The organism is Streptomyces sp. WG7 (genome assembly GCF_049975785.1).
Taxonomy (GTDB): domain Bacteria; phylum Actinomycetota; class Actinomycetes; order Streptomycetales; family Streptomycetaceae; genus Streptomyces.
Map to the genome: position 1 here is coordinate 30,729 of NZ_JBNGGE010000047.1, position 20,770 is coordinate 51,498.

The 20,770-nt window shown below is 72.8% G+C and carries 12 protein-coding genes; 3 read left to right on the forward strand and 9 right to left on the reverse strand.

The window, feature by feature from the left end; genetic code table 11:
- Positions 1-575 precede the first annotated feature (575 nt).
- From ACP4J0_RS31625 to eccB, 3 genes are all read right to left on the reverse strand, one after another.
- Entirely contained in the window at positions 576-974 is a 399-nt protein-coding gene (locus ACP4J0_RS31625) for a hypothetical protein (protein WP_426602150.1), read from the reverse strand.
- 275 nt (positions 975-1,249) lie between these two features.
- Positions 1,250-2,506 (reverse strand): type VII secretion-associated serine protease mycosin, encoded by a 1,257-nt coding sequence (gene mycP / locus ACP4J0_RS31630; protein WP_426602151.1) that lies wholly within the window; start codon positions 2,504-2,506, stop codon positions 1,250-1,252.
- A 25-nt stretch (positions 2,507-2,531) separates the two neighbouring features.
- Positions 2,532-4,067 (reverse strand): type VII secretion protein EccB, encoded by a 1,536-nt coding sequence (gene eccB, locus ACP4J0_RS31635; RefSeq protein WP_426602152.1) that lies wholly within the window; start codon positions 4,065-4,067, stop codon positions 2,532-2,534.
- Positions 4,068-4,284: 217 nt separating this feature from the next.
- Between eccB and eccE the strand changes: the two genes are divergently transcribed.
- From eccE to ACP4J0_RS31650, 3 genes are all read left to right on the forward strand, one after another.
- Positions 4,285-5,601 carry a type VII secretion protein EccE gene (gene eccE, locus ACP4J0_RS31640; protein WP_426602153.1) on the forward strand — a complete coding sequence of 439 codons (1,317 nt, stop codon included), beginning with the start codon at positions 4,285-4,287 and terminating at the stop codon, positions 5,599-5,601.
- Positions 5,598-6,437, forward strand: coding sequence for a hypothetical protein (locus tag ACP4J0_RS31645; RefSeq protein ID WP_426602154.1), 840 nt, complete (start codon positions 5,598-5,600; stop codon positions 6,435-6,437). Before eccE ends, ACP4J0_RS31645 begins: the two co-directional genes overlap by 4 nt.
- 290 nt (positions 6,438-6,727) lie before the next feature.
- On the forward strand, positions 6,728-10,015 hold the full coding sequence (locus ACP4J0_RS31650; RefSeq protein ID WP_426602155.1) for an SCO5717 family growth-regulating ATPase: 3,288 nt from the start codon (positions 6,728-6,730) through the stop codon (positions 10,013-10,015).
- 92 nt (positions 10,016-10,107) lie between these two features.
- Here ACP4J0_RS31650 and ACP4J0_RS31655 read toward each other — a convergent pair whose 3' ends face one another.
- The 6 genes from ACP4J0_RS31655 to infB form a co-directional block, all read right to left on the reverse strand.
- Complete coding sequence (locus ACP4J0_RS31655; protein WP_426602156.1) at positions 10,108-11,055, reverse strand: bifunctional riboflavin kinase/FAD synthetase; 948 nt, start codon at positions 11,053-11,055, stop codon at positions 10,108-10,110.
- A 208-nt stretch (positions 11,056-11,263) separates the two neighbouring features.
- Positions 11,264-15,478, reverse strand: coding sequence for a hypothetical protein (locus tag ACP4J0_RS31660; protein WP_426602157.1), 4,215 nt, complete (start codon positions 15,476-15,478; stop codon positions 11,264-11,266).
- A 291-nt stretch (positions 15,479-15,769) separates the two neighbouring features.
- Positions 15,770-16,675, reverse strand: a complete 906-nt coding sequence (truB, locus tag ACP4J0_RS31665) for a tRNA pseudouridine(55) synthase TruB (RefSeq protein ID WP_426602158.1) — start codon at positions 16,673-16,675, stop codon at positions 15,770-15,772.
- Positions 16,672-17,151 carry a 30S ribosome-binding factor RbfA gene (gene rbfA / locus ACP4J0_RS31670; RefSeq protein ID WP_426602159.1) on the reverse strand — a complete coding sequence of 160 codons (480 nt, stop codon included), beginning with the start codon at positions 17,149-17,151 and terminating at the stop codon, positions 16,672-16,674. The genes truB and rbfA overlap by 4 nt, the downstream gene beginning before the upstream one ends.
- Before the next feature lie 60 nt (positions 17,152-17,211).
- Positions 17,212-17,505, reverse strand: a complete 294-nt coding sequence (locus ACP4J0_RS31675) for a DUF503 domain-containing protein (RefSeq protein ID WP_215164473.1) — start codon at positions 17,503-17,505, stop codon at positions 17,212-17,214.
- A gap of 153 nt (positions 17,506-17,658) precedes the next feature.
- On the reverse strand, positions 17,659-20,736 hold the full coding sequence (gene infB / locus ACP4J0_RS31680) for a translation initiation factor IF-2 (RefSeq protein ID WP_426602160.1): 3,078 nt from the start codon (positions 20,734-20,736) through the stop codon (positions 17,659-17,661).
- Positions 20,737-20,770: the final 34 nt, after the last annotated feature.

The window sequence follows — 20,770 nt, forward strand, 5'->3', positions numbered from 1 at the left end:
CATCTGGTTGATGGCCTCCTGGCGGTTCTTCTCCACCTTGACCGCCTGGGTGTACTCCTCGTTGGTCTCGGTCTTCTCCGCTTCGGCGAAGTCCTGCACCGATTTCGAGACGAGGCGAGTGTCGCGCGGCGGCATGGACTTGCGGACCGAGGCGAGGCCGGTGCCCGCGGCCATGACCTGGGTTCCGATGGTGTCGGCGTAGTCCGCGACACCTTCGGCGGTCTTGACCAGGCTGTCTCGCCAGTCGGAGAAGGCGTTGCGTGCCTCGCCCTTCCAGTCGATGTCGCCGCCCAGATTGGTCCTGAGTTCTGTGGCCGCCTCCTTGATGGCGTCTCGGGCGTCGACGAGGGCGCGGCCGGCGGACTCAAGGAGTTCCGGGTTGGCGGACTCGACGATGTCGATCATCTGATTGAGATCGTGATTCTCGAAGTTCGTGGAGCCGAAGTGGATGCCTCTGGCCGAACCGAACGGGACGATCCTGGTCATCGTCATGACCGCGTCCAGCGCGCCGTTCTGCGCCAGGGCGTCCTGCCGCTCCTCCTGGTGGAGATCCGGCTTGTTCTTGTCGCCGCTCATCAGTACCCCGCGTCGGTTCGGTCGGCGCGGTTGTTCCGCTCGTTCTGGCGCTCGAGCATCTCTTCGCGCGCCTGGTTGACCTCGATCCGGATCTCGTGGAACCGCTGGCGCTGCTCGTCCTCGAGGTTGTCGAAGGTGACGTCCACTCCGTGCACGGCGATCTGCATGGCCTCCAGTTGGAGTCCGAGCGACTTGGAGAGTGCGGTGATCCGCTCGTGGACGCGCTCGTACTCCAGGTGGAGCGTCTTGCCCTCCGCAAACGTGGCGCTGGCGAAGGCGGTCTCCGGCAGGCTGTGGGTGCCGACCTTGGACGCACCGCCCGCCGAGTCCTCGAAGGTCTTGAGCAGGTCGTCCACCCGCTTCTTGAACGTCGAGAGCGCCATCACGCCACGGCGCACGTCTGCGGCTCCGCCGCCCATCTCTGCAGGAAGCACTGTGCTATCCCTCCCCGTTTTCCCCGTTTTCCCCGTGTCGCGCCCTGTCCCCCGCGAGTCGACAGGCCGCTGGAGCGATCGCGACCACCATCGCACCACTCTAATAACTCACACCGACAGCCCCAACCGCGATATGCAACAGAAGTGCTGCAACTCGCGCACGTTCCGGCCATCTTCACTCGTTCAACACGGTCTCTGCCGGGGTGTTGACGTCCCGGCGATGGTCGAACGGTGTTTCCTCACGTTGCACTACGACCGCTGCGAACTTCCGCGGTACGCGTCCTTCTGCGCGCGTCCCTGATCGCCACCGCTGCCCCGCTCAGGCCCACCACCAGCACCGTCGCGCCGACGGCCACGTAGGTCGCGAGGCGGGCGTTGCGTTCGTCGGCCGTCTCGCCGAGTGGGAGTTTCGCGGCGACCGGTGCCTCGGCCTTGGCCAAGCCCTCTTGAGGCCTGGGCGACTCGATCGGCCGGTCGTCCTCCGTCAGAGCGCGGACCGGGTCCACCACGCCCCAGCCGACCAGGCGGTCGTGTCCGGAGATGGTGCGTTCCGCGGTCTGTTCGATCTGGGCCACGATCTGGCGCTGGGTCCAGGTGGGGTGCTCCGCCTTGATGAGCGCCGCGACGCCCGAGACGTACGGCGCGGAGAAACTCGTGCCGTTGTCGGCGCAGTGGCCTCCCCGGGGGACGGTCGAGATCATGTCGACGCCCGGGGCCGCGACGTCGACGAAGTCGCCGGACTGCGAGAAGGACGCGCGTTCGTTGTTGCGGTCGGAGGCGGCGACGGCGAGGACGCCGTCGTAGGAGGCGGGGTAGGTCTTCTTGATGTTGCCGCCGAGTCCGTCGTTGCCCGCCGACGCGACGATGACGATCTCCTTGGCCAGGGCGTCGTCGACGGCGGCTTCCAGCGTCGGGTCCGGCTCGGCGGCGCCCGCGGTGTCCTGCGAGATGTTGATGACGTCGGCTCCGGCCTCGACCGCGTAGCGGATCGACTTGGCGAGGGTGTCGGTGTCGCCGTTGCCCTCCGCGTCGTTCTGCTGGATCGGGATGATGGTCGCCTCGGGGGCCAGGCCCACGAAGCCGGTCCTGTCGTCGGGCCGGGCGGCGATGATGCCGGCGACCTTGGTGCCGTGGCCGACGGTGTCCGTGGTGCCGTTCTCGTTGCCCCGGTCGATGGGGTCGCCGTCTTCGTCCTTCAGGTCCTTGGGCAGGAAGTTGCGGCCGCTCTTGACGTCCACCGCGTTCTTCAGCTGCGGGTTCGCCACGTCGACGCCGGTGTCGATGACGGCGACCCGTACGCCCTTGCCCTTGGACTCGGTCCACAGTTCGTCGAGCTGGACCCGCTGGAGGGACCAGGGGCGGCCCGGGTAGGTGGCATTGGGGTATTCGCACTGGCCGGAGAAGTCGTCTTCCGCCGCTGCCGGCGGCGCACCGGCCACGGAGACCGCTACCAGCAGGGTCGCCGCGGCTGCCGTCGGGAGGGCGCGGAGGCACATGGGTCGCATGGTGGTGGCGTCCCTCCTAGGAGCCCTGCGGCTGGCGTGCCGCGGCCGTGGACAGGCGGGGGCCCGTGGGCAGGAACGCCGACCAGGCGGCGGGGATCGGGGCGGGGTCCACGTCGGCGTAGCCCAGGCGCGTCTGGGCCTGCTGGGCCTCCTGCTCCATTTCCTTCTTCTCCTGTGCCGACATGCCGATCCCGGCGTCGTCGGTGGCGCTGTCCGAGTTCGACTGCAGGACGTGGCGGAGACCGGTGTCGGTGACCAGGAAGACGGGGCCCGCCTTCGTCTCCGCGCCCTTGAACTGGCGGTAGAGCTGTCCGGAGCCCGGGGTCACGTAGGCACTGGAGAATCCGGAGGGGAGGTCGGTCGGGAAGTCGGTGCCCGCCCAGGTGCTGAGGGTGGTGGATCCCGTGCCACCGACTCCTCGCAGAACGTTGCAGACGGTGTTGCGGCTGCCCTTGGCGTCCGACGCCTCGTTGACAGCTTCGGGGGTGCCGGTCGGCCAGGCGTACTCGGTGCCGAAGGGCTTGCCGGGGACGATGGCCCCGGGGCTCATCTCCAGGGCCTGACCGGCCTGCCCGACCTGAGCCAGGTCCTTGCTGAACAGCAGCAGCTGCGCGACGAAGGCGGACACCGGCGCGACCCGCCCCGGCAGCACGACGTAGTACTGCTCCTTGTTGTTGTCGAACGCCTTGAGCACCGTGCCGACCTTGTCGGCCGACTCACCGAGCTGCCCGGGGGCGCCGGCGGGTGCGCCGGGAGTGCCTTCGACGTCCGGGAACGTGATCGGGTCGCCCTGGTGGAGGGTCGCCAGCCACTCGCGGGACACCCGCTGGGGCTCACGCCCGGAGCCGACGACGGTGCGCAGCAGCAGTTCCAGGTCGGACCCGGTGTCCGCCTTGTCGACCTGATAGGCCGTGCCACCGGAGTCCACGACGAAGCGCTTGCCGTCGGGGTCCGCCACGTAGAGCAGTTCGCCGCCGGTCAACTTCTGCTTGCCCTCGGTCAGTTTCTTCTCACGGTCGGCGAGGACCAGCGTGGCCTTCTGGATGGACCGGCCGCCCGCACTCGGCCGCTCACAGACGACCCAGCGCTTGGCGGTGCCCGCTTCCTCCTCGGAGGGCAGCCGGTCCGGGGCGTACGGGATGCCGATGGTGACACCGTGCGGGATCTTGCCGCTGTCGAGGAGCGATTCACTGACGGTGACGACGTCGCCCTTGTTGGGGGCCAGCAGGAGCTTCGCCGACGCCATGTTGAGGACGGGGTGCAGCTGGACCTCGTCGCCGGTTTTCAGGACGACATACCGGGTGGTCGACTTGTCGGCGACGATCACCTTCTCGTTGGGGGTGTCCCAGCCCTTGGGCGCGGTGGGCTTGAACATGCCCCAGGCGCCGAAGACCGCCATGACGATCACGCCGATGACGAGTCCGGGCACGACACCGCGCAGGGGGCGTGGCGCGCCTTCCTCGGACCCGTGCGGGAACGACTGGACGAAGGCCGCGAGCAGGCGGCGCTTCGCGAAGGTGTAGGCGTTGAGCTGATCCCGCCGAGATGTCATTGGTGCGTGTCTCTCCCCGTGTGCCACCCGTGTCCGCCCGTGGTCCGCATGAGCGATGCCGGGGATCACCGTCCCCCGCCCGCCGATGTCGGACGCGGCCCCTACTATGCCTGCTGCGGGAAGGGACTTGGGGAGCGGGTAGGGTGCCTGGGCCCGCTGAGGTCCGGCACGGTGCTGGTATCTCAGTGAGTTGTGAGCGAATTGGGGGGATGGAGTGATGGCTTCCGGAACGCGGACCTCGGGCCGTGACCGGGCCCGGACAGACGGTTCCGCCGAGCCGGCGTCACGGGCGGCGCGACAGCCTTCCGCGCGAGGCGGACCCCACCTGAAGCTGCGCGCGGGCAGGCCGGGGCCGTCCCGGCTGCAACGGATCGTGCTGGTGGAACTCGCGGCCGCCGTCCTCCTCACCGGGTGGGCCATCGGCACCCTGGCCCTGGCCGTCGCCGCCGTCGTCGCCGTCGTGTTGGTCCTGTTGGCCTTCGTACGCCGCCGGGGCCGCTCCGTGCCCGAGTGGGTGGCCACGGCACGGGCCCTGCGCGTCCGGCGGAAGCGCGCCGCGAAGCTGGTGATAGCGCCGGGCACGGAGCCGGGACTCGCCCCGGCCGTGGAGTGCGATCCGAGCCTGCGCACATACACGTACGGAGGCCGGGAGCGGCGGCCCGTCGGTATCGTGGGGGACGGGACGTTCGTCACCGCGGTGGTACAGGTCGAAGCCGACGCCACCGCCCTGCGTGCCGAGCGGAGCCGGCGCCCGCTGCCGCTGGCCCTGGTGCGGGACGCTCTCGAGGTGGACGGGATCCGCCTGGAATCGGCGCAGATCGTGCTGCACACGCAACCCGCACCCGCGCTGCACCTGCCGCGACAGTCCGTGGCCGTCAGCAACTACGCGCCTTTGCAGGAACAGACCGGCGCTCCCGCGGTACGCATCACCTGGATCGCCCTGAAGGTCACCCCGGAGCTGTGCCCGGACGCCGTGGCGGCCCGGGGCGGCGGTCTGCTCGGTGCTCAGAAGTGTGTCGTGCGGGCCGCCGACCACCTCGCCAGCAGGCTGACCGGCGCCGGATTCCGCGCCACTGTGCTCGACGAGGAGGAGCTGACGTCGGCCATCGCCACGTCGGCCTGCGCCAACCCGCTGGTGACGGCCGAGGCGGGACGGTCCGGCCGGCACGAGAGACGTACCGAGGAGTCCGGCCGCAGCTGGCGCTGCGACAACCGCCGGCACACCACGTACTGGATTCGAAGGTGGCCGCAACTGGACGGCGATCGCGGGCCGTCGCTGCCCCAGTTCGTGGCACGCGTCACGGCGGTCCCCGCTCTCGCCACCACGGTCAGTGTCACCCTCGAACGCGCGGACCAGCGGGAGGTGTCGCTTCGCGGCCATCTTCGGGTCACCGGCCGCAGCGCGGACGAACTCGTCGAAGCGCGGCGCGCGTTGGAGAGTGCGGCGCGGGATGCGGGCGCGGCGCTGACGCGGCTCGACCGGGAGCAACTGCCGGGTGTGCTCGCCACTCTGCCCCTGGGAGGTGTCCGGTGAACGCCACGACGACACAGACCACTGGTGGGCCGGACGCGCACGGAGCTCCCGGTCCGTCACACGCACCGCACGCACCGGCGGCTCCGGCGGCGTCTGGAGACACACAGCCTTCCGCCGCCCGGCGCGCTCGCGGTCTGCTGCACGCCGGGTTCGGCCTGCTCGGTCCGCGCCACGGACGGCACACGCTGTCCGCGGACGACCTGGACACGCTGTCGCTGCCCATCGGGGACGACGGCGTCGTCATCGGGGTGGACGCCGACGGACACTCCGCCGTACTGGGGTTGAACCGGCCCACGCCGTACGAGGTCGTGCTCATCGGCGGGCTGTGGACGGCCCAGGTGTTCGCGCTGCGGGCCGCGGCGACCGGCGCACGGGTGGCCGTGGAGACCGGGCGGGCGCACGCGTGGACGCAGATGGTCCACGCCATGGGCGGCGGCCAGAACGGGCTCGCGGTCTACGACGTGGGGCGGGTGCCGCCGCTGGGCGCCTCGGCCGGCACACCGGTCCTGGTGGTGCGTGACTGCGGTATGCGCCCACCGCGGGGACGGGTGGTGTCCGGCCCCTGGAAGTCGGTGCTGACGCTTCTTCCCTATCTCAGCCCCGTCGCGCCCCGGCTGATACGGCAGGCGCGTCTTGTGGGTGTGCAGCGGGTGTCACCGAACGAGGCCGGTGAGCTGGGACGCACCATGGCCCTGCCCAGAGGCGACGTGGACTCACTGCCGACTCTCGCCGACGGTGTCACCCTCTGGTGTGCCGACCGTGACCGGCAGTACGTGATGACGCAGCCGACGGATGCCGAGGTCGGACTCCTGGGCACGCCACGCCGAATGGACTGACCGACCGCTTATCGACCGGTTTGCCACCTTGCGTCGGGCACACGTACGCGACCCTGCCGCCAGGGATCCCGGAATCGGCGGGCGTCGAGGGGTGGACGGGGCTGCCGGGGCAGTACCTGTGGTGATTAGGCTGGGTCACGGCGCGGCGCGAGAACCTGTGGACCGGGTGCGGCGTCCCAGGGGGAGAGCCCGTGAATCGGACGGCCTCGGACGGCCTCGGACAACTGCGAATGACAAGCAAGGGTCGCCCCAGCACGGCATGAGGGTGCTCGACCACACCAGGAGGAACTGTGAGCAGCGATCGGGACGGGAACCGCGGGGGCTGGGCTACACCCGGCGATGACCAGCCCGACGCGGAGTCAGCGATTGAGACGACTGGCGAGTTCACCATCGACTACGCGCCGCCCGCCTGGTACACCCAGAACGCATCGGGCGACTCGGCTCAGGGGCAGACTCACGGGCAGGGGGCGGGCTCGGCGGAGAGTTCGGGTGCCGGTTCCTCTGCTGCCGCTGCTTCTTCTACTCCTTCTGCACCCCCTTCTTCTACTCCTTCCGCTTCGTCCGCTTCTTCTGCTCCTTCGGCTCCGCCTGCTCCTCGTGGGCCAGTTCCGCCGCCGCCGGGGCTGACTCCGCCGCCCCCGCCGGGTCCGGGAGCGCCGTTCACGCCGCCCGCGCCGCCGGCCGGGGTGCCCCGGTTGCCTGTCGGGAGTGGGTTCGAACCGCAGCAGACGCAGGGGCGGCCGGAGTTCGAGCCCGAGCCGCAACCGCAGGTGCGGTCCGAACCGGAGGCCGCGGCGGCCCCGGCTCCTGCCGCGGATCCGGTCTATCCCACGGCCGTTCCGGCATTTCCGGCCGGCGGGTTCCAACTCCAGGCCCCCGCTCCCCCGCCCGCCGGCGAACCGGAGCCCGACAACGGCGACCTCGAGAGCGGCGCCACCATGCGGTTCTCCGCGGTCGCCCTGAAGCGGGAGATCGCCGAGCGTGCCGCGGCGGACGACGCCGGGCGGGACACGCGGCCGGAGCCCGCGGCCGGCGTACCTGAGGCCGGTGCACCCGAGGCCGACGATCACGAGGCCGACGTACCCGAGCCGGCGTACGAGGGCGACGCGGCGATCGCTTCGGACGAGGCCGGTGTGGACACCCCGGACGAGACCTTCGCCGGGGCGGACGACGCCGTGGAACACGAGCGTGCCGACGGTCCCGGACTCGCCGACGCCGACACCGGCGAACAGGACGGCTCGGCGGTCGAGGCCGTCGCGGCCGGCGTGCCCGGTGCGGCGGACGACGGCGGTGTCGACTCCGACGTGTCCGACGACGCCGACGACGCTTCCGACTCTTCCGACGCTGCGGAGAACGGCATGGGCGGGTCCGGCCTCGCCGGTTCCGCCCAAGACGTAGGGCACGGGCCGATTACTCCAGCCGCTCCGGTGGCCGCGGACGAGCCCGAGGACGCCCAGCCCTCGCCGGACGTCACGACGCCCACCGCGGAGTCCGTGGAGGCCGTACTGACCGACGCCGCCCCCGCCGACAGCGTGCCGGAAGACGTCGTTCCGGCCGACGTACCGCCTGCGGCCCAGGGCGGAGTTCCGCCGTTGGCTCCGGCGTACCCTCCGGTAGCGCCCGCGCCGGCGTATCAGTGGCCCGCGCAGCCGCAGTCTGCCCCCGCCGTACCGGAGCAGCACGGCGTACCGGCCCAGCAGCCTCCTTTCCAGCCGCAGGCTCCGCAGCCGGCGCCCGCCGCGTGGAACCCGCCGGCCGCCGCGCCGATGCCGCCGAGCCAGGCACCCGCGCAGCCGGGCTACGGGTTCCCGCAGCCGGGTGCGACGCCTCCGGTGGCCCCGCAGCCGGGCGGTGCTCCCGCCCCGGCGTCAGACGCCGCCGGTTACGGGTTCCCGCAGCCCGGTGCGTCGGCCCCACAGCCCCCGGCGCAGCCGGGTGGTTACGGCTTCCCGCAGGGGCCCGCGCCGTACGGCCAGTCGCCGGAGCAGCCGCAGCCGCAGCCGCAGCCCGGCGTACCGCACCAGGCGCAGCCCCAGGGCGGTGCCCAGATGCCGCCGGCCGCTCAGCAGGGCTTCGCCCCGCAGGCCCAGCCGATGCCCGCGCAGGGCCAGGCCCCGCAGGTCCCGCCGGCCCCCGCCGCCCAGCAGCCGCATCAGGCGCCTCATGCGCCGCAGTCGATGCAGCCCGGTCAGCCCGGTCAGCCGGACCAGTCCCCGCAGTTTCAGCAGCCCGCCGACCCGCGTCTCGGTGCCGCCTGGCCCCAGCCCATGCAGCACGACCAGCGTCAGCCCACCAACCCGGGTGCCGCACCGCTGGGTTACACCGCGGCCGTGGAGCTGTCGTCCGACCGGCTGCTCAACAACAAGAAGCAGAAGGCGAAGAGCAGCCGTCCCGCGGCCGGCGGTTCGCGTTTCAAGCTGGGCGGCAAGAAGGAGGAGGCCGAGCGGCAGCGGAAGCTGGAGCTGATCCGCACCCCGGTGCTGTCCTGCTACCGCATCGCCGTCATCAGCCTCAAGGGCGGCGTCGGCAAGACGACAACCACCACCGCGCTCGGCTCCACGCTCGCCACCGAGCGGCAGGACAAGATCCTCGCGATCGACGCCAACCCGGACGCCGGCACGCTCGGCCGCCGGGTGCGCCGGGAGACCGGGGCCACCATCCGCGACCTCGTCCAGGCGATCCCGCACCTCAACTCGTACATGGACATCCGGCGGTTCACCTCCCAGGCCTCCTCCGGGCTGGAGATCATCGCCAATGACGTCGACCCGGCCGTGTCCACGACCTTCAACGACGAGGACTACCGGCGCGCGATCGACGTGCTGGGCAAGCAGTACCCGATCATCCTCACCGACTCGGGTACCGGCCTGCTCTACAGCGCCATGCGCGGCGTACTCGACCTCGCCGACCAGCTGATCATCATCTCGACGCCGTCCGTGGACGGTGCGAGCAGCGCCAGTACGACGCTGGACTGGCTGTCCGCGCACGGGTACGCCGACCTCGTCTCGCGGTCCATCACCGTCATCTCGGGGGTCCGCGAGACCGGAAAGATGATCAAGGTCGACGACATCGTCGCCCACTTCCAGACGCGGTGCCGGGGCGTCGTCGTGGTGCCGTTCGACGAGCACCTGGCCGCCGGAGCGGAGGTCGACCTGGACATGATGCGGCCGAAGGTGCGGGAGGCGTACTTCAACCTCTCGGCGATGGTCGCCGAGGACTTCGTACGGCACCAGCAGTCGCACGGCCTGTGGACGTCCAACGGCAACCCGCCGCCGGTGGCCGCACCACCGCTGCCGGGCCAGAACTTCCCGGGTCAGCCCATGCCCGGCCAGCCCATGCCCGGTCAACAGCCCGTGCCGGGACAGCAGCCCATGCCAGGACAGCCCGGTGCGCCCGGACAGCCCGGCCAGTACGCCGAGCCCGGGCAGCCTCAGCCCGTACCACCCCAGCCCGGACAGCACTACCCGCAGCAACCCGCCGGGCAGCCGTACCCGCAGCAGCCGGGACAGCCGTACCCGCAGCAGCCCGGTTACGGATATCCGCAACCGGGGCAGACGCCTCCCCTGCCACCGCAGCAGTAACCCCTGACGCCGAAGGGCGGCCGGTGCTGGTGAGCACCGGCCGCCCTTCGGCGTGGTGGCGACGCAGCGTCGCCGGCGGGGAAGAGAAGGCGTCAGGACGCCGCCGCGACCAGCTCCCGGCACCGGTCGACGTCCTCGGCCATCTGCTCGAGAAGCGCGTCCAGAGTCTCGAACTTCGCCTGTCCGCGTACGAAGGCCACGAAGTCCACGGCGACGTGCAGACCGTACAGGTCGAGGCCGACACGGTCGATGGCGTACGCCTCCACCGTGCGCTCGGTGCCCTCGAACTGCGGGTTGGTGCCGACGGAGATCGCGGCCGGCATCGCCTCGCCCTGGGCGTGCAGCCAGCCGGCGTAGACGCCGTCGGCCGGGACGGCGGTGTACGGGAGGGTCTCCACGTTGGCCGTGGGGAAGCCCATCTCACGGCCGCGCTGGGCGCCCCGGACGACGACGCCCTCGACACGGTGCGGGCGGCCCAGGATCTCCGCGGCGCCCGCGACGTCGCCCTCGGCGACCAGGCGGCGGGTCAGGGTCGAGGAGAAGGGTTCGCCGCCACCCGCGTCACCGGTCACGTACAGGTCCACGATCTCGACCTCGAAGTCGTAGACCTTGCCCTGTCCGACGAGGAACTCGACGTTCCCGGCGGCCTTGTGGCCGAAGCGGAAGTTGGGGCCCTCCACGACCGCCTTGGCGCGCAGCCGGTCGACCAGGACCTTGACCACGAAGTCGGCCGCGGACAGCTTCGAGAACTCGGTGGTGAAGGGGAGGATCAGCACCGCGTCCACGCCCAGGTCCGCCATCAGTTCGGCGCGGCGGTGGTGCGGGGCGAGCAGCGGCGGGTGGCTGCCGGGGCGGACGACCTCGCTGGGGTGCGGGTCGAAGGTGACGACGACGGCGGGGACACCCAGCTCGCGGGCGCGGTCCACGGCGTGCTTGATGATCAGCTGGTGCCCGCGGTGGACGCCGTCGTAGGAGCCGATGGTGACGACGCTGCGTCCCCAGTCCTCGGGGATGTCCTCCAAGCCACGCCAGCGCTGCACTGTGTCTGCTCCTCGGTGGTTTCCGTGGGTGCCTCTTACGCAGGTCTAAGGGTGCCATGCCCCGCGGCACCCGCCCGCATCGGCATCGGTGCTGTGACCGGGTGCACGCCGCGTGGGCCGGGTGCACGCCGCGTGGGCCGGGTGCACGCCGCGTGGGCCGGGTGCACGCCGCGCGGTCCGGGTGCACGCCGCGCGGTCCGGGTCGCCTTCACGCGGGAACCCGTGCGCCCGCCAGGTTCTCGATCGTGCGGCGGGCGCTGGGGCCCACCAGCGCCGCCCAGTCCTGGGGTGCGTCGGCCAGCCAGCCGGTGACGCGGGCGGCGAAACCCGGGAGGTGGCGGGCCAGGTCGACCAGGGCGTGGTCGAAGCGGGTGGCGCCGTCCGGGGTGCGGAGCAGGAGGAGGCCGGTGCGGTGGACGAGGGCGCGCAGGTCGTCCCGGCCGCACTGGGCTGCCGCGCGCAGGAGGGCCTCGATGACGGCGGGGTCGTCCTCGTGGGCGAGGAGGTGTTCGCGCAGCTCGCGGCGGAGCGAGGCGCGGCCGGGGGCGCCGTCGACGGCGAGAACACCGGCGAGCGCGGCCCGCAAGGGCCCGGGACCGTCGTCCAGCAGGCCGGTGACCAGGGGGTGGAGTACGGCGCGGGCCACCAGGTCCCGGTCGAGGCGCCGGTCGACGTACGCGGCCACGTGCCCGGCGGTACCGGGGCGCTCCCTCACGGCCTCCCCGACGAGTACGGCGACCCGGCGGGCCAGCGCGGGCGTGGTGGCGTCGGCGAGTCTGCGCAGCGCCTCCCCCGCGTCCGGGCCCCGCAACCGGGCCCGGAAGGCGTCGAGGACGGGCTCCGGATGGGTCGGCAGGGCGGCGGCCACCGCACTCGGCGGGATGCAGGGGTCGCCCGCCGCGAAGTGGCCGAGCGCTCGCGGGAGGTGGCGGTCGCGGCTGCCGGGATCCTGGACGAGCAGGGCGAGCGCCCCGCCGCGCAGGCGGCTGTCGGCGGGGTCGGCGAGCAGGACCAGGGCGGCGTGGCGGAGCAGGGTGCGGTCGGCGGCGGTGCGTCCGTGCGGGGCGGTGCGCAGGCCGTGGGTCACGGCCGCCGCCCGCCGTGCCGGCCGCTCGTCGCGCGCCCACCGCTCGACGGCCCGGCAGAGCGCGGACGGCTCCTCCTCGGCCAGGACGGCGAGCAGTTCGTCGGCCCGCCGGTGCGTACTGTCGACGAGTACCTCGGTGAGGCCGTCCAGGCCACGGTGGCGGTGCGTGTGCAGCAGCGCCTGCGCGGCGGTCGCGACGGTCGCGTGCGGGGTGGCGGGCAGCGGACGTTCGTCGTCGAACCATCGGACGAGGAGTGGCTGTACGGCCGCCGCGTCGGTCGCGAGGAGTCCGGCGACGGTGTCGAGGTGGCGGGGTCCGGGCTCGTGCGGGGGGCCGTCCGCGAGGACGAGGCGGCGCAGCAGGTCCAGGCGCGTGGCCTCCGGCAGTCGCAGCGCCGTCCAGAAGTCGGGTCCGAACTCCCCGGGCGCGGCCTTTCCTTCGCCCCGCCGGTCCACGATGCCGTCGGCCAGCAGCCGCAGCACGTCCGTGTACGGCGTCGCGTCGGGCACGCGCGTCAGCACTTCGGCGAGGAGCCGGGCGGCCCACCAGGAGTGCGGGTCGGCGTCGAGGGCGGTCACCAGTTCTTCGAGGGTCAGCGCGAGCTGGGGGATGCCGTGCTGGCGGGCCAGGAGCAGCACGGCCTCGGTGACGGGGCCGATGCGGTGGTGCGGCACGGAGAGGGTGCGCGTGTCGTGCGGGGCGCCGCGGCGGTGGACGAGGGCGCGCAAGGCTTCGTCCAGGTCGAGGTGGGTGCCCTGGATCCAGTCGGCGAGTTCCTCGTGGGCGAAGCGGTAGCCGTCACCGGCGGGTACGAGGAGGCCTTCGGCGAGCACCGCGGTCGCCCATCCGGTGCCGCCGCCCAGCCGGGCGGGGGCGGGTCCCCACGGGAACACCGCCTCGAACGACTCCCGGTCGAGCTCGCCCTGCCCGGGGCCGAGACTGCGCCGGGCCGCCTCGTGGACCTGCCCGCAGACCTTGGCGGCGAGTCGGCGTACGGCGCTGCCGCGCAGGCCGTTCTCCCCGGCCAGCCGGGTCGCGACGCGCAGGCACATCAGGTCCAGGTAAGCCGTGAAGACCGTGTCCCGGTCGACGCGGACGGGGGGTGGTGAGCCGGGGAGGGCGCGGCGGACCTCCGAAAGCAGGCGGAGGGTGAGGGGGTGCCGGCCGTCCGGGTCGGCGAGGGCGCCTTCCGGTACGCGGTAGCGTGCGCGCGCCTCTCTGGCCTCGTCGTCCCGCAGGTCGCCGAGCCGGACGCAGGGCGGAAGGCCCGCGCCCAGGGCGCCGGCCCCGGGCTCGGCGGAATCCGGCCGGTGATCGGCTGCTTCCAGCCGGTGGCCGGCGGCATGCGACCGGTGGCCGGCGGCATCCGGCCGGGGACCACCGGCATCCGGCCGAGGACCACCGGCATCCGGCCGAAGAACGGCGGCATCCGGCCCGGACGTTGGTCTCGCGACGGTCGTCCCCGTCGGCCGGGGCACCCCGTCGGCCACCCCGGAGGAGGGACCCGGCTCACCGGCCGCGGGACCCTGCCCACCGGCCGCGGGACCCTTCCGAGGTGCTTCACCGGCCGGACCCGCGCACTGCGCCTCTCCCGCCCCGGGGGCGGAACAGTTCCCGCCGCCCGCCACCCCGGGCGGCAGTCCCCCGGTGACGTGAGGCCACGGGCACGGCCCTTCGAGGACCGACTCGCACCGGAACTCCCCGGTGGGGACCGTCCGAGGCGACGGCACGCCCACGCCCCGCCCGGACGACGCCGCCCCGCCCACAGCCTGCCCGGACGACGACGGCCCGGACGTCGACGGCCCGGCAACACGCCCGGCGCCGCGCCCGGCGGCCCACTCCCCCGTCCCCGCCCCGTACAACAGCTCCCGCGGGAACTCGGCCCCCGCCCGCTCCCAGTACTCCGCCCGGCATGCCACGACGAGCCGTGCCCCCGTCTCCCGCAGCCACGTCGCCGTGCCCTCGGTCCACTCGGGAAGGCGGTGGGCCAGGACGGGCGGCATCTCCTCGGGGCCGTCGAGAAGGAGCAGGAGAGGCCGCCCGGCGGAACGGGCCAGGCGGGCGAGGCGCTCCGGGGTGATGTCGCCGAGGCCGGCGGGGCGGGAGCGGTCCGAGGCGGCCACGATGCGGGCGGCCCGGGCCAGCGTCCTGCGTGCCGCGTCCGCCAGCGACATGTCGTCGTCGCGCAGATCGGCGCCGCGCAGCCACAGCGTGGGCGCCGGTTCCGTGCCACGGGAGCGGCGGTCGGCGAGCGCCGCCAGCTCGGTCGTACGGCCGCTTCCGGGCGCGCCGACCAGTGCGAGCACACTGGCGCGGCTCGCGGCGAAGGCGGCGAACTCCCGCGTCACGCCCGCCCGCTCGACCGGCACCACAGGCCCCGGGCCGGTGTCCGGGCCGGCGTCGGGACCGGCATGGCGACCGAGGCCGAGGACTGCACCGGCACCGGCACCCGCACCCGCACCCGCACCCGCACCCGCACCCGCACCGACTGTGAGCCCATCGTCGAGGACCACGCCCCCGCCCCCGCCCCCCGTCGGCATCTCCGGCGGACCGTCCTGCCCCACCGAGGTCGCCGCGAGTGCGAGTACGCCCGCCAGATTGAGGTCGGCGCCGTACGCCGGGACCGTCGCCGCGTTCTCGGCGAGGAGGTCGGCGAGGGGACCGGGGGCCGGACGCAGCGGCACGGCGAAGCCGACGTCGCTGTGTCCGGAGCTCAGGGCGGTGCCGACGACGCCGAGCACGGCGCCGGTCGCGATGTCGAGCACCGGTCCGCCGGCCGCGCCGCCGCCGAGGCGCAGCGCGTCCCTCCCCGATGTGCCGAGCGCGAGCTCCAGGGCGTCGCCGAGGACGTGGAAGCGGTCGGTGGCCGCGTAGTGGACGTCGGTGGTGCCCAGGACGCGGGCCTCGCGCCAGCCGCCGGCGGCGATCCGGACGTAGGTGCCGGCCTCGACCCTGTCCCGCACGGTGACGGGCAGCGGTCCGACACCGAGGCCCTCGGTGCGTACGAGAGCCAGGCCGAGGGCGGGCAGCGGGGTCACGTCGGCGGCGGCCACGACGCGGCGGCGGTGGTCGGCGGAGCTCAGCACCAACCGGGGCAGACCGTCGACCGCTTCGTGACTGGTGATCACCGTGCCGTGGTGGTCGGCGGCGAAGCCCGTGCCGCGCGGGCGGCCGGCGAGGTCGTGGACGCTGATCAGCGCGTCGTCGGGCGCGCTTCGCGTCGGGTCGGCGTCCCGGACGTCCAGGAGCCCACCGCGCGGGTCCCGGGAGCCGTCCCGGGTCCGCTGTCCTGCCCTGCCGCCCGTCGCCTCCCGGGACCGGTTGCGCGACGCCATCGTCGAACCTCCCCGCCGTACACCCGTGCTGTGCGTTCGACGGTAGGCACGTGATGATCAGCGGGACAGATCCCCTGGCGAACGCGCCCCCTTCCACTCCCCCGGTTCACTCCGAGCGCCTGCCCGGACGGGTGAACAGGAGGGCGGAGTTGGATACACCCTGAGGACGGGGGAACCGAGGGGGACCGTGGAGCGGCGACAGTGGGGTCCCCGTGGTCGCCGCTCCACGGGCGGAAGGTGACGGCGCGCCGGCTCAGCCGAAGACGGCCAGGCTCTGGCCGGTGCGCCGGCTCAGCCGAAGACGGCCAGGCTCTTCGCCTTGCCCTTGTGCTCCTCCACGAGTGCGAGCAAGCGGCCCTCGGGGTCGAAGACGGCGACGGCGCCGACGCCCGCGTACGTGTCGGGCATCTCCAGCCGTACTCCGTTGGTGAGCAGCCGGGCCCGCTTGGCGTCCACGTCCCAGCGCGGGAAGGCGGCGGTGGCCGCGTCGGCGACCGGCATGACGGTCAGCTCCTGCTGGAGCTGGTCCAGCGTCTTCGCCGCGTCCAGCTTGTACGGGCCGACGCGGGTGCGGCGCAGGGCGGTGAGGTGGCCGCCGACACCGAGCCCGGCGCCCAGGTCACGGGCCAGGGCCCGGATGTAGGTGCCGGAGGAGCAGACCACCGAGACCACCAGGTCCAGCACCGGGGTGCCGTCCTCGGCGACGGCGTCCCGGACGTCGTGGACCGCGAAGGAGGAGACGGTGACGGGACGGGCGGGGATCTCGAAGTCCTCGCCCTCGCGCGCCCGCTTGTAGGAGCGCACGCCGTTGATCTTGATGGCGCTGACCTTGGACGGCACCTGCATGATGTCGCCGGTCAGCTTGGCGACGGTCGCGTCGATGGCGTCCCGGGTGACCTTCGAGGCGTCCACCGACCCCGTGATCTCGCCCTCGGCGTCGTCGGTCGGCGTCGTCTGCCCGAGCCTGATCGTGCCCAGGTACTCCTTCTCGGTGAGGGCGAGGTGCCCGAGGAGCTTGGTCGCGCGCTCCACACCGAGGACCAGGACGCCCGTCGCCATCGGGTCGAGCGTGCCGGCGTGCCCGACGCGCCGGGTGCGGGCGATGCCCCGCATCTTGGCGACGACGTCGTGCGAAGTGAAGCCCGACGGCTTGTCGACGATGACAAGGCCGTCGGGCGTGGGGTGCTTGTCGGTCATTTAGCGGTGTCGTCCGTCTCGTCGGCCTCGGCGGCCTCGGCGGCCTCGTCTTCTTCGCCCGGCTTGCGGTACGGGTCCGCCTCACCGGCGTACGCGGCGCCCGCGGACGCCTCGCGCACCTTCTCGTCGGACTGGCGCGCCTTGTCGAGGAGGTCCTCGATGTTCCGGGCGGTGTCCGGCAGGGCGTCCATGACGAAGGTCAGGGTCGGCGTGAACTTCACGCCCGCCGCCTTGCCGACCTCGGACCGCAGGACGCCCTTGGCGCTCTCCAGGCCGGCGCCGGCGGCCGCGCGCTCCTCGTCGTCCCCGTACACCGTGTAGAAGACGGTCGCCTCCCGCAGGTCACCCGTGACCCGGGTGTCCGTGATGGTGACGTGCGAGCCGAGCCGCGGGTCCTTGATCCCGCGCTGCAGTTTCTGGGCCACCACCTCTCGGATGAGGTCCGCCAGCCTTTTCGCCCGCGCGTTGTCGGCCACTGGTCCGTCTCCCGTTCTTTCTGCTTCTGCGCTTGTGCTGCGCTTCTCGTGCGTTTCTGGTCAGTCGTCGTCGCCGTGGAAGCGCCGTCTGACGGACAGCAGCTCCACTTCGGGGCGGCCGGCCACCAGCCGCTCGCACCGGTCGAGTACGTCGGAGAGGTGCCCCGCGTCGCCGGACACCATGGCCAGGCCGACGACGGCCCGCCGGTGGAGGTCCATGTGGTCCACCTCGGCCGCGCTCACCGCGTACTTCCGCTGGAGCTCGGCGACGATCGGGCGGACGACGGAGCGCTTCTCCTTCAGCGAATGTACGTCGCCGAGGAGGAGGTCGAAGGACAGCGTCCCCACATACATGTGTAACCGGTTCACCCGCCGGTCCGGGATCGATGGCCCCGCCATCCATGTGGCGGGGACATCAGAACCGTACAACGAACGGCCGGGGCCGATCGACGGATATTGCTCTCCGCCGACCGGCCCCGGACCGGACCGCCTCGGAAGTCGGGGTGCTTACACCCGCGGCTTCTCGCGCATCTCGTACGTCGCGATGACGTCGTCGACCTTGATGTCGTTGAAGTTTCCGAGGTTGATACCGCCCTCGAAGCCTTCGCGGATCTCGGTGACGTCGTCCTTGAAGCGACGCAGACCCTCGATGTTGAGGTTCTCCGCGATGACCTTGCCATCGCGCAGGAGGCGCGCCTTGGTGTTGCGCTTGACCTCGCCGGAGCGGATGAGGACACCCGCGATGTTGCCCAGCTTGGACGAGCGGAAGACCTCGCGGATCTCCGCCGTGCCGAGCTCGACCTCTTCGTACTCCGGCTTGAGCATGCCCTTGAGGGCCGCCTCGATCTCCTCGATCGCCTGGTAGATGACCGAGTAGTACCGGACGTCCACACCCTCGCGCTCGGCCATCTGCGCGGCACGCCCGGCGGCGCGCACGTTGAAGCCGATCACGATGGCGTCGGAGCCCATCGCCAGGTCGATGTCGGACTCCGTGACCGCACCGACGCCGCGGTGCAGGACACGGATGTCGACCTCTTCGCCGACGTCCAGCTGGAGCAGCGAGGACTCGAGGGCCTCGACCGAACCGGAAGCGTCACCCTTGATGATCAGGTTCAGCTGCTGGACCTCGCCGGCCTTGAGGACCTTGTCCAGGTCCTCCAGCGACACGCGGCGCGTGCGCTTGGCGAACGCGGCGTTCCGCTCGCGGGCGGCGCGCTTCTCCGCGATCTGGCGGGCCGTACGGTCCTCCTCGACCACGATGAAGTTGTCACCGGCACCCGGGACGTTGGTCAGGCCCAGGACCTGGACCGGCGTCGACGGACCGGCCTCGGCGACGTTGTTGCCGTTGTCGTCGAGCATGGCGCGGACGCGGCCGTAGGCGTCGCCCACCACCATCGTGTCGCCGACCCGCAGGGTGCCTCGCTGCACGAGGACCGTCGCCACGGCACCGCGGCCGCGGTCGAGACGGGACTCGATCGAGATGCCCTGCGCGTCCTGGTTCGGGTTGGCCCGCAGGTCGAGCGAGGCGTCCGCGGTGAGGACCACGGCCTCCAGCAGCGAGTCGATGTTCAGACCCTGCTTGGCGGAGATGTCGACGAACATGGTGTCGCCGCCGTACTCCTCGGCCACCAGACCGTACTCGGTCAGCTGACCGCGCACCTTGGTCGGGTCGGCACCCTCGACGTCGATCTTGTTGACCGCGACGACGATCGGGACCTCGGCCGCCTTGGCGTGGTTGAGCGCCTCGACCGTCTGCGGCATGACGCCGTCGTTGGCCGCGACGACCAGGATCGCGATGTCGGTCGACCGCGCACCACGGGCACGCATGGCGGTGAACGCCTCGTGACCCGGGGTGTCGATGAAGGTGATCTTGCGATCCTCTTCGTTGACCTCGGTCGCGACCTGGTAGGCACCGATGTGCTGGGTGATGCCGCCGGCCTCGCCCGCGATGACGTTCGTCTTGCGGATGGCGTCGAGCAGTCGGGTCTTACCGTGGTCGACGTGACCCATGACGGTCACGACCGGCGGACGGACGACCAGGTCCTCCTCGGAGCCCTCGTCCTCGCCGAACTCCAGGTCGAAGGACTCGAGCAGCTCGCGGTCCTCCTCCTCCGGGCTGACGATCTGAACCGTGTAGTTCATCTCGCCGGCGAGGAGCTGGAGCGTCTCGTCGGAGACGGACTGGGTCGCGGTGACCATCTCGCCGAGGTTCATCATGACCGCGACGAGCGACGCCGGGTTGGCGTTGATCTTCTCCGCGAAGTCGGTGAGCGACGCACCGCGCGACAGGCGAATGGCTTCGCCGTTGCCGCGAGGCAGCATCACGCCGCCGACCGACGGGGCCTGCATGGCCTCGTACTCCTGGCGCCTCTGCCGCTTCGACTTGCGACCGCGACGCGCGGGACCGCCGGGACGGCCGAAGGCGCCCTGCGTGCCACCACGGCCACCCGGACCACCGGGACGACCGCCGAAGCCGGGACGGCCACCGCCGCCGCCGAAGCCGCCGCCACCACCGGGACGACCGGCGAAACCGCCGCCGCCACCGGGACGACCGCCACCACCGGGACCGGCGGGACGACCGGCGAAGCCGCCGCCGCCACCGGGACGACCGCCACCACCGGGACGACCGGCACCGCCGGGACCACGACCGCCGCCACCGGGGCCGGGACGCGGGCCGGCAGCGGGACGCTGCGGCATCATGCCGGGGTTCGGACGCGGACCGCCGCCGGGACGGGGACCGCCCTGGCCGCCCTGCGGACGCGGCATCGAGCCCGGGGTCGGGCGGTTGCCGCCCGGAGCCTGGGGACGAGGGCCGCCGCCCTGGCCGCCGGGAGCCTGCGGACGGGGGCCGGCGCCGGGGGCACCGGGACCACCCGGGCGCGGGCCGCCCTGCGGACGGGGCGCCTGCGGGCGCGCCATACCGGCGTTGCCGCCGGAGGTGAAGGGGTTGTTACCCGGACGCGGGCCGCCGGGACGGCCGGGACGCTGCGCCGGAGCGCCGGGACGCTGGCCGCCGGGACGGCCCTGGCCGCCCTGCTGGCCCCGGTCCTGACCCGGGCCGGACGGACGGCCGCCGGGCTTGGGGGCACCGGGACGCGCGCCACCGGGCTTCGGTCCGGCCGGAGCCGGAGTCGAGGCGGCCGGAGCAGCCGGAGCAGCCGGCGGAGCGGTGAACTCCGGGGCGGCCGGGGCCGGACGCGGCGCGGGCTTCGGACCCGGCGTCGGACGCTGGCCCTGGGGCTGGCCCTGGGACGGCGCCGGCGCGGGAGCCGACGGGGCCTCGGGCTGCTGGGCAGCCGCGGGCTTGGGTGCGGCCGGCGGCCGCGGGGCAGCCGGACGTGCCGCCTGCGCCGGGGACGGCGCGGCGGGCCTGGGGGCGGCCTTCTTCGGGGCCGCGGGGCGACCGGCGGACCGGCCGTTGCCACTGCCCTGCTGGAAGGCGTCTGTCAGCTTGCGTACTACGGGCGCCTCGATCGTCGAAGACGCCGAACGGACGAATTCACCGAGTTCCTGGAGCTTGGCCATGACGACCTTGCTCTCGACACCGAACTCCTTGGCGAGTTCGTAGACCCGGACCTTAGCCACTTCGCTCCTCTGAGGTCCGGGTTGCGTCCGGACC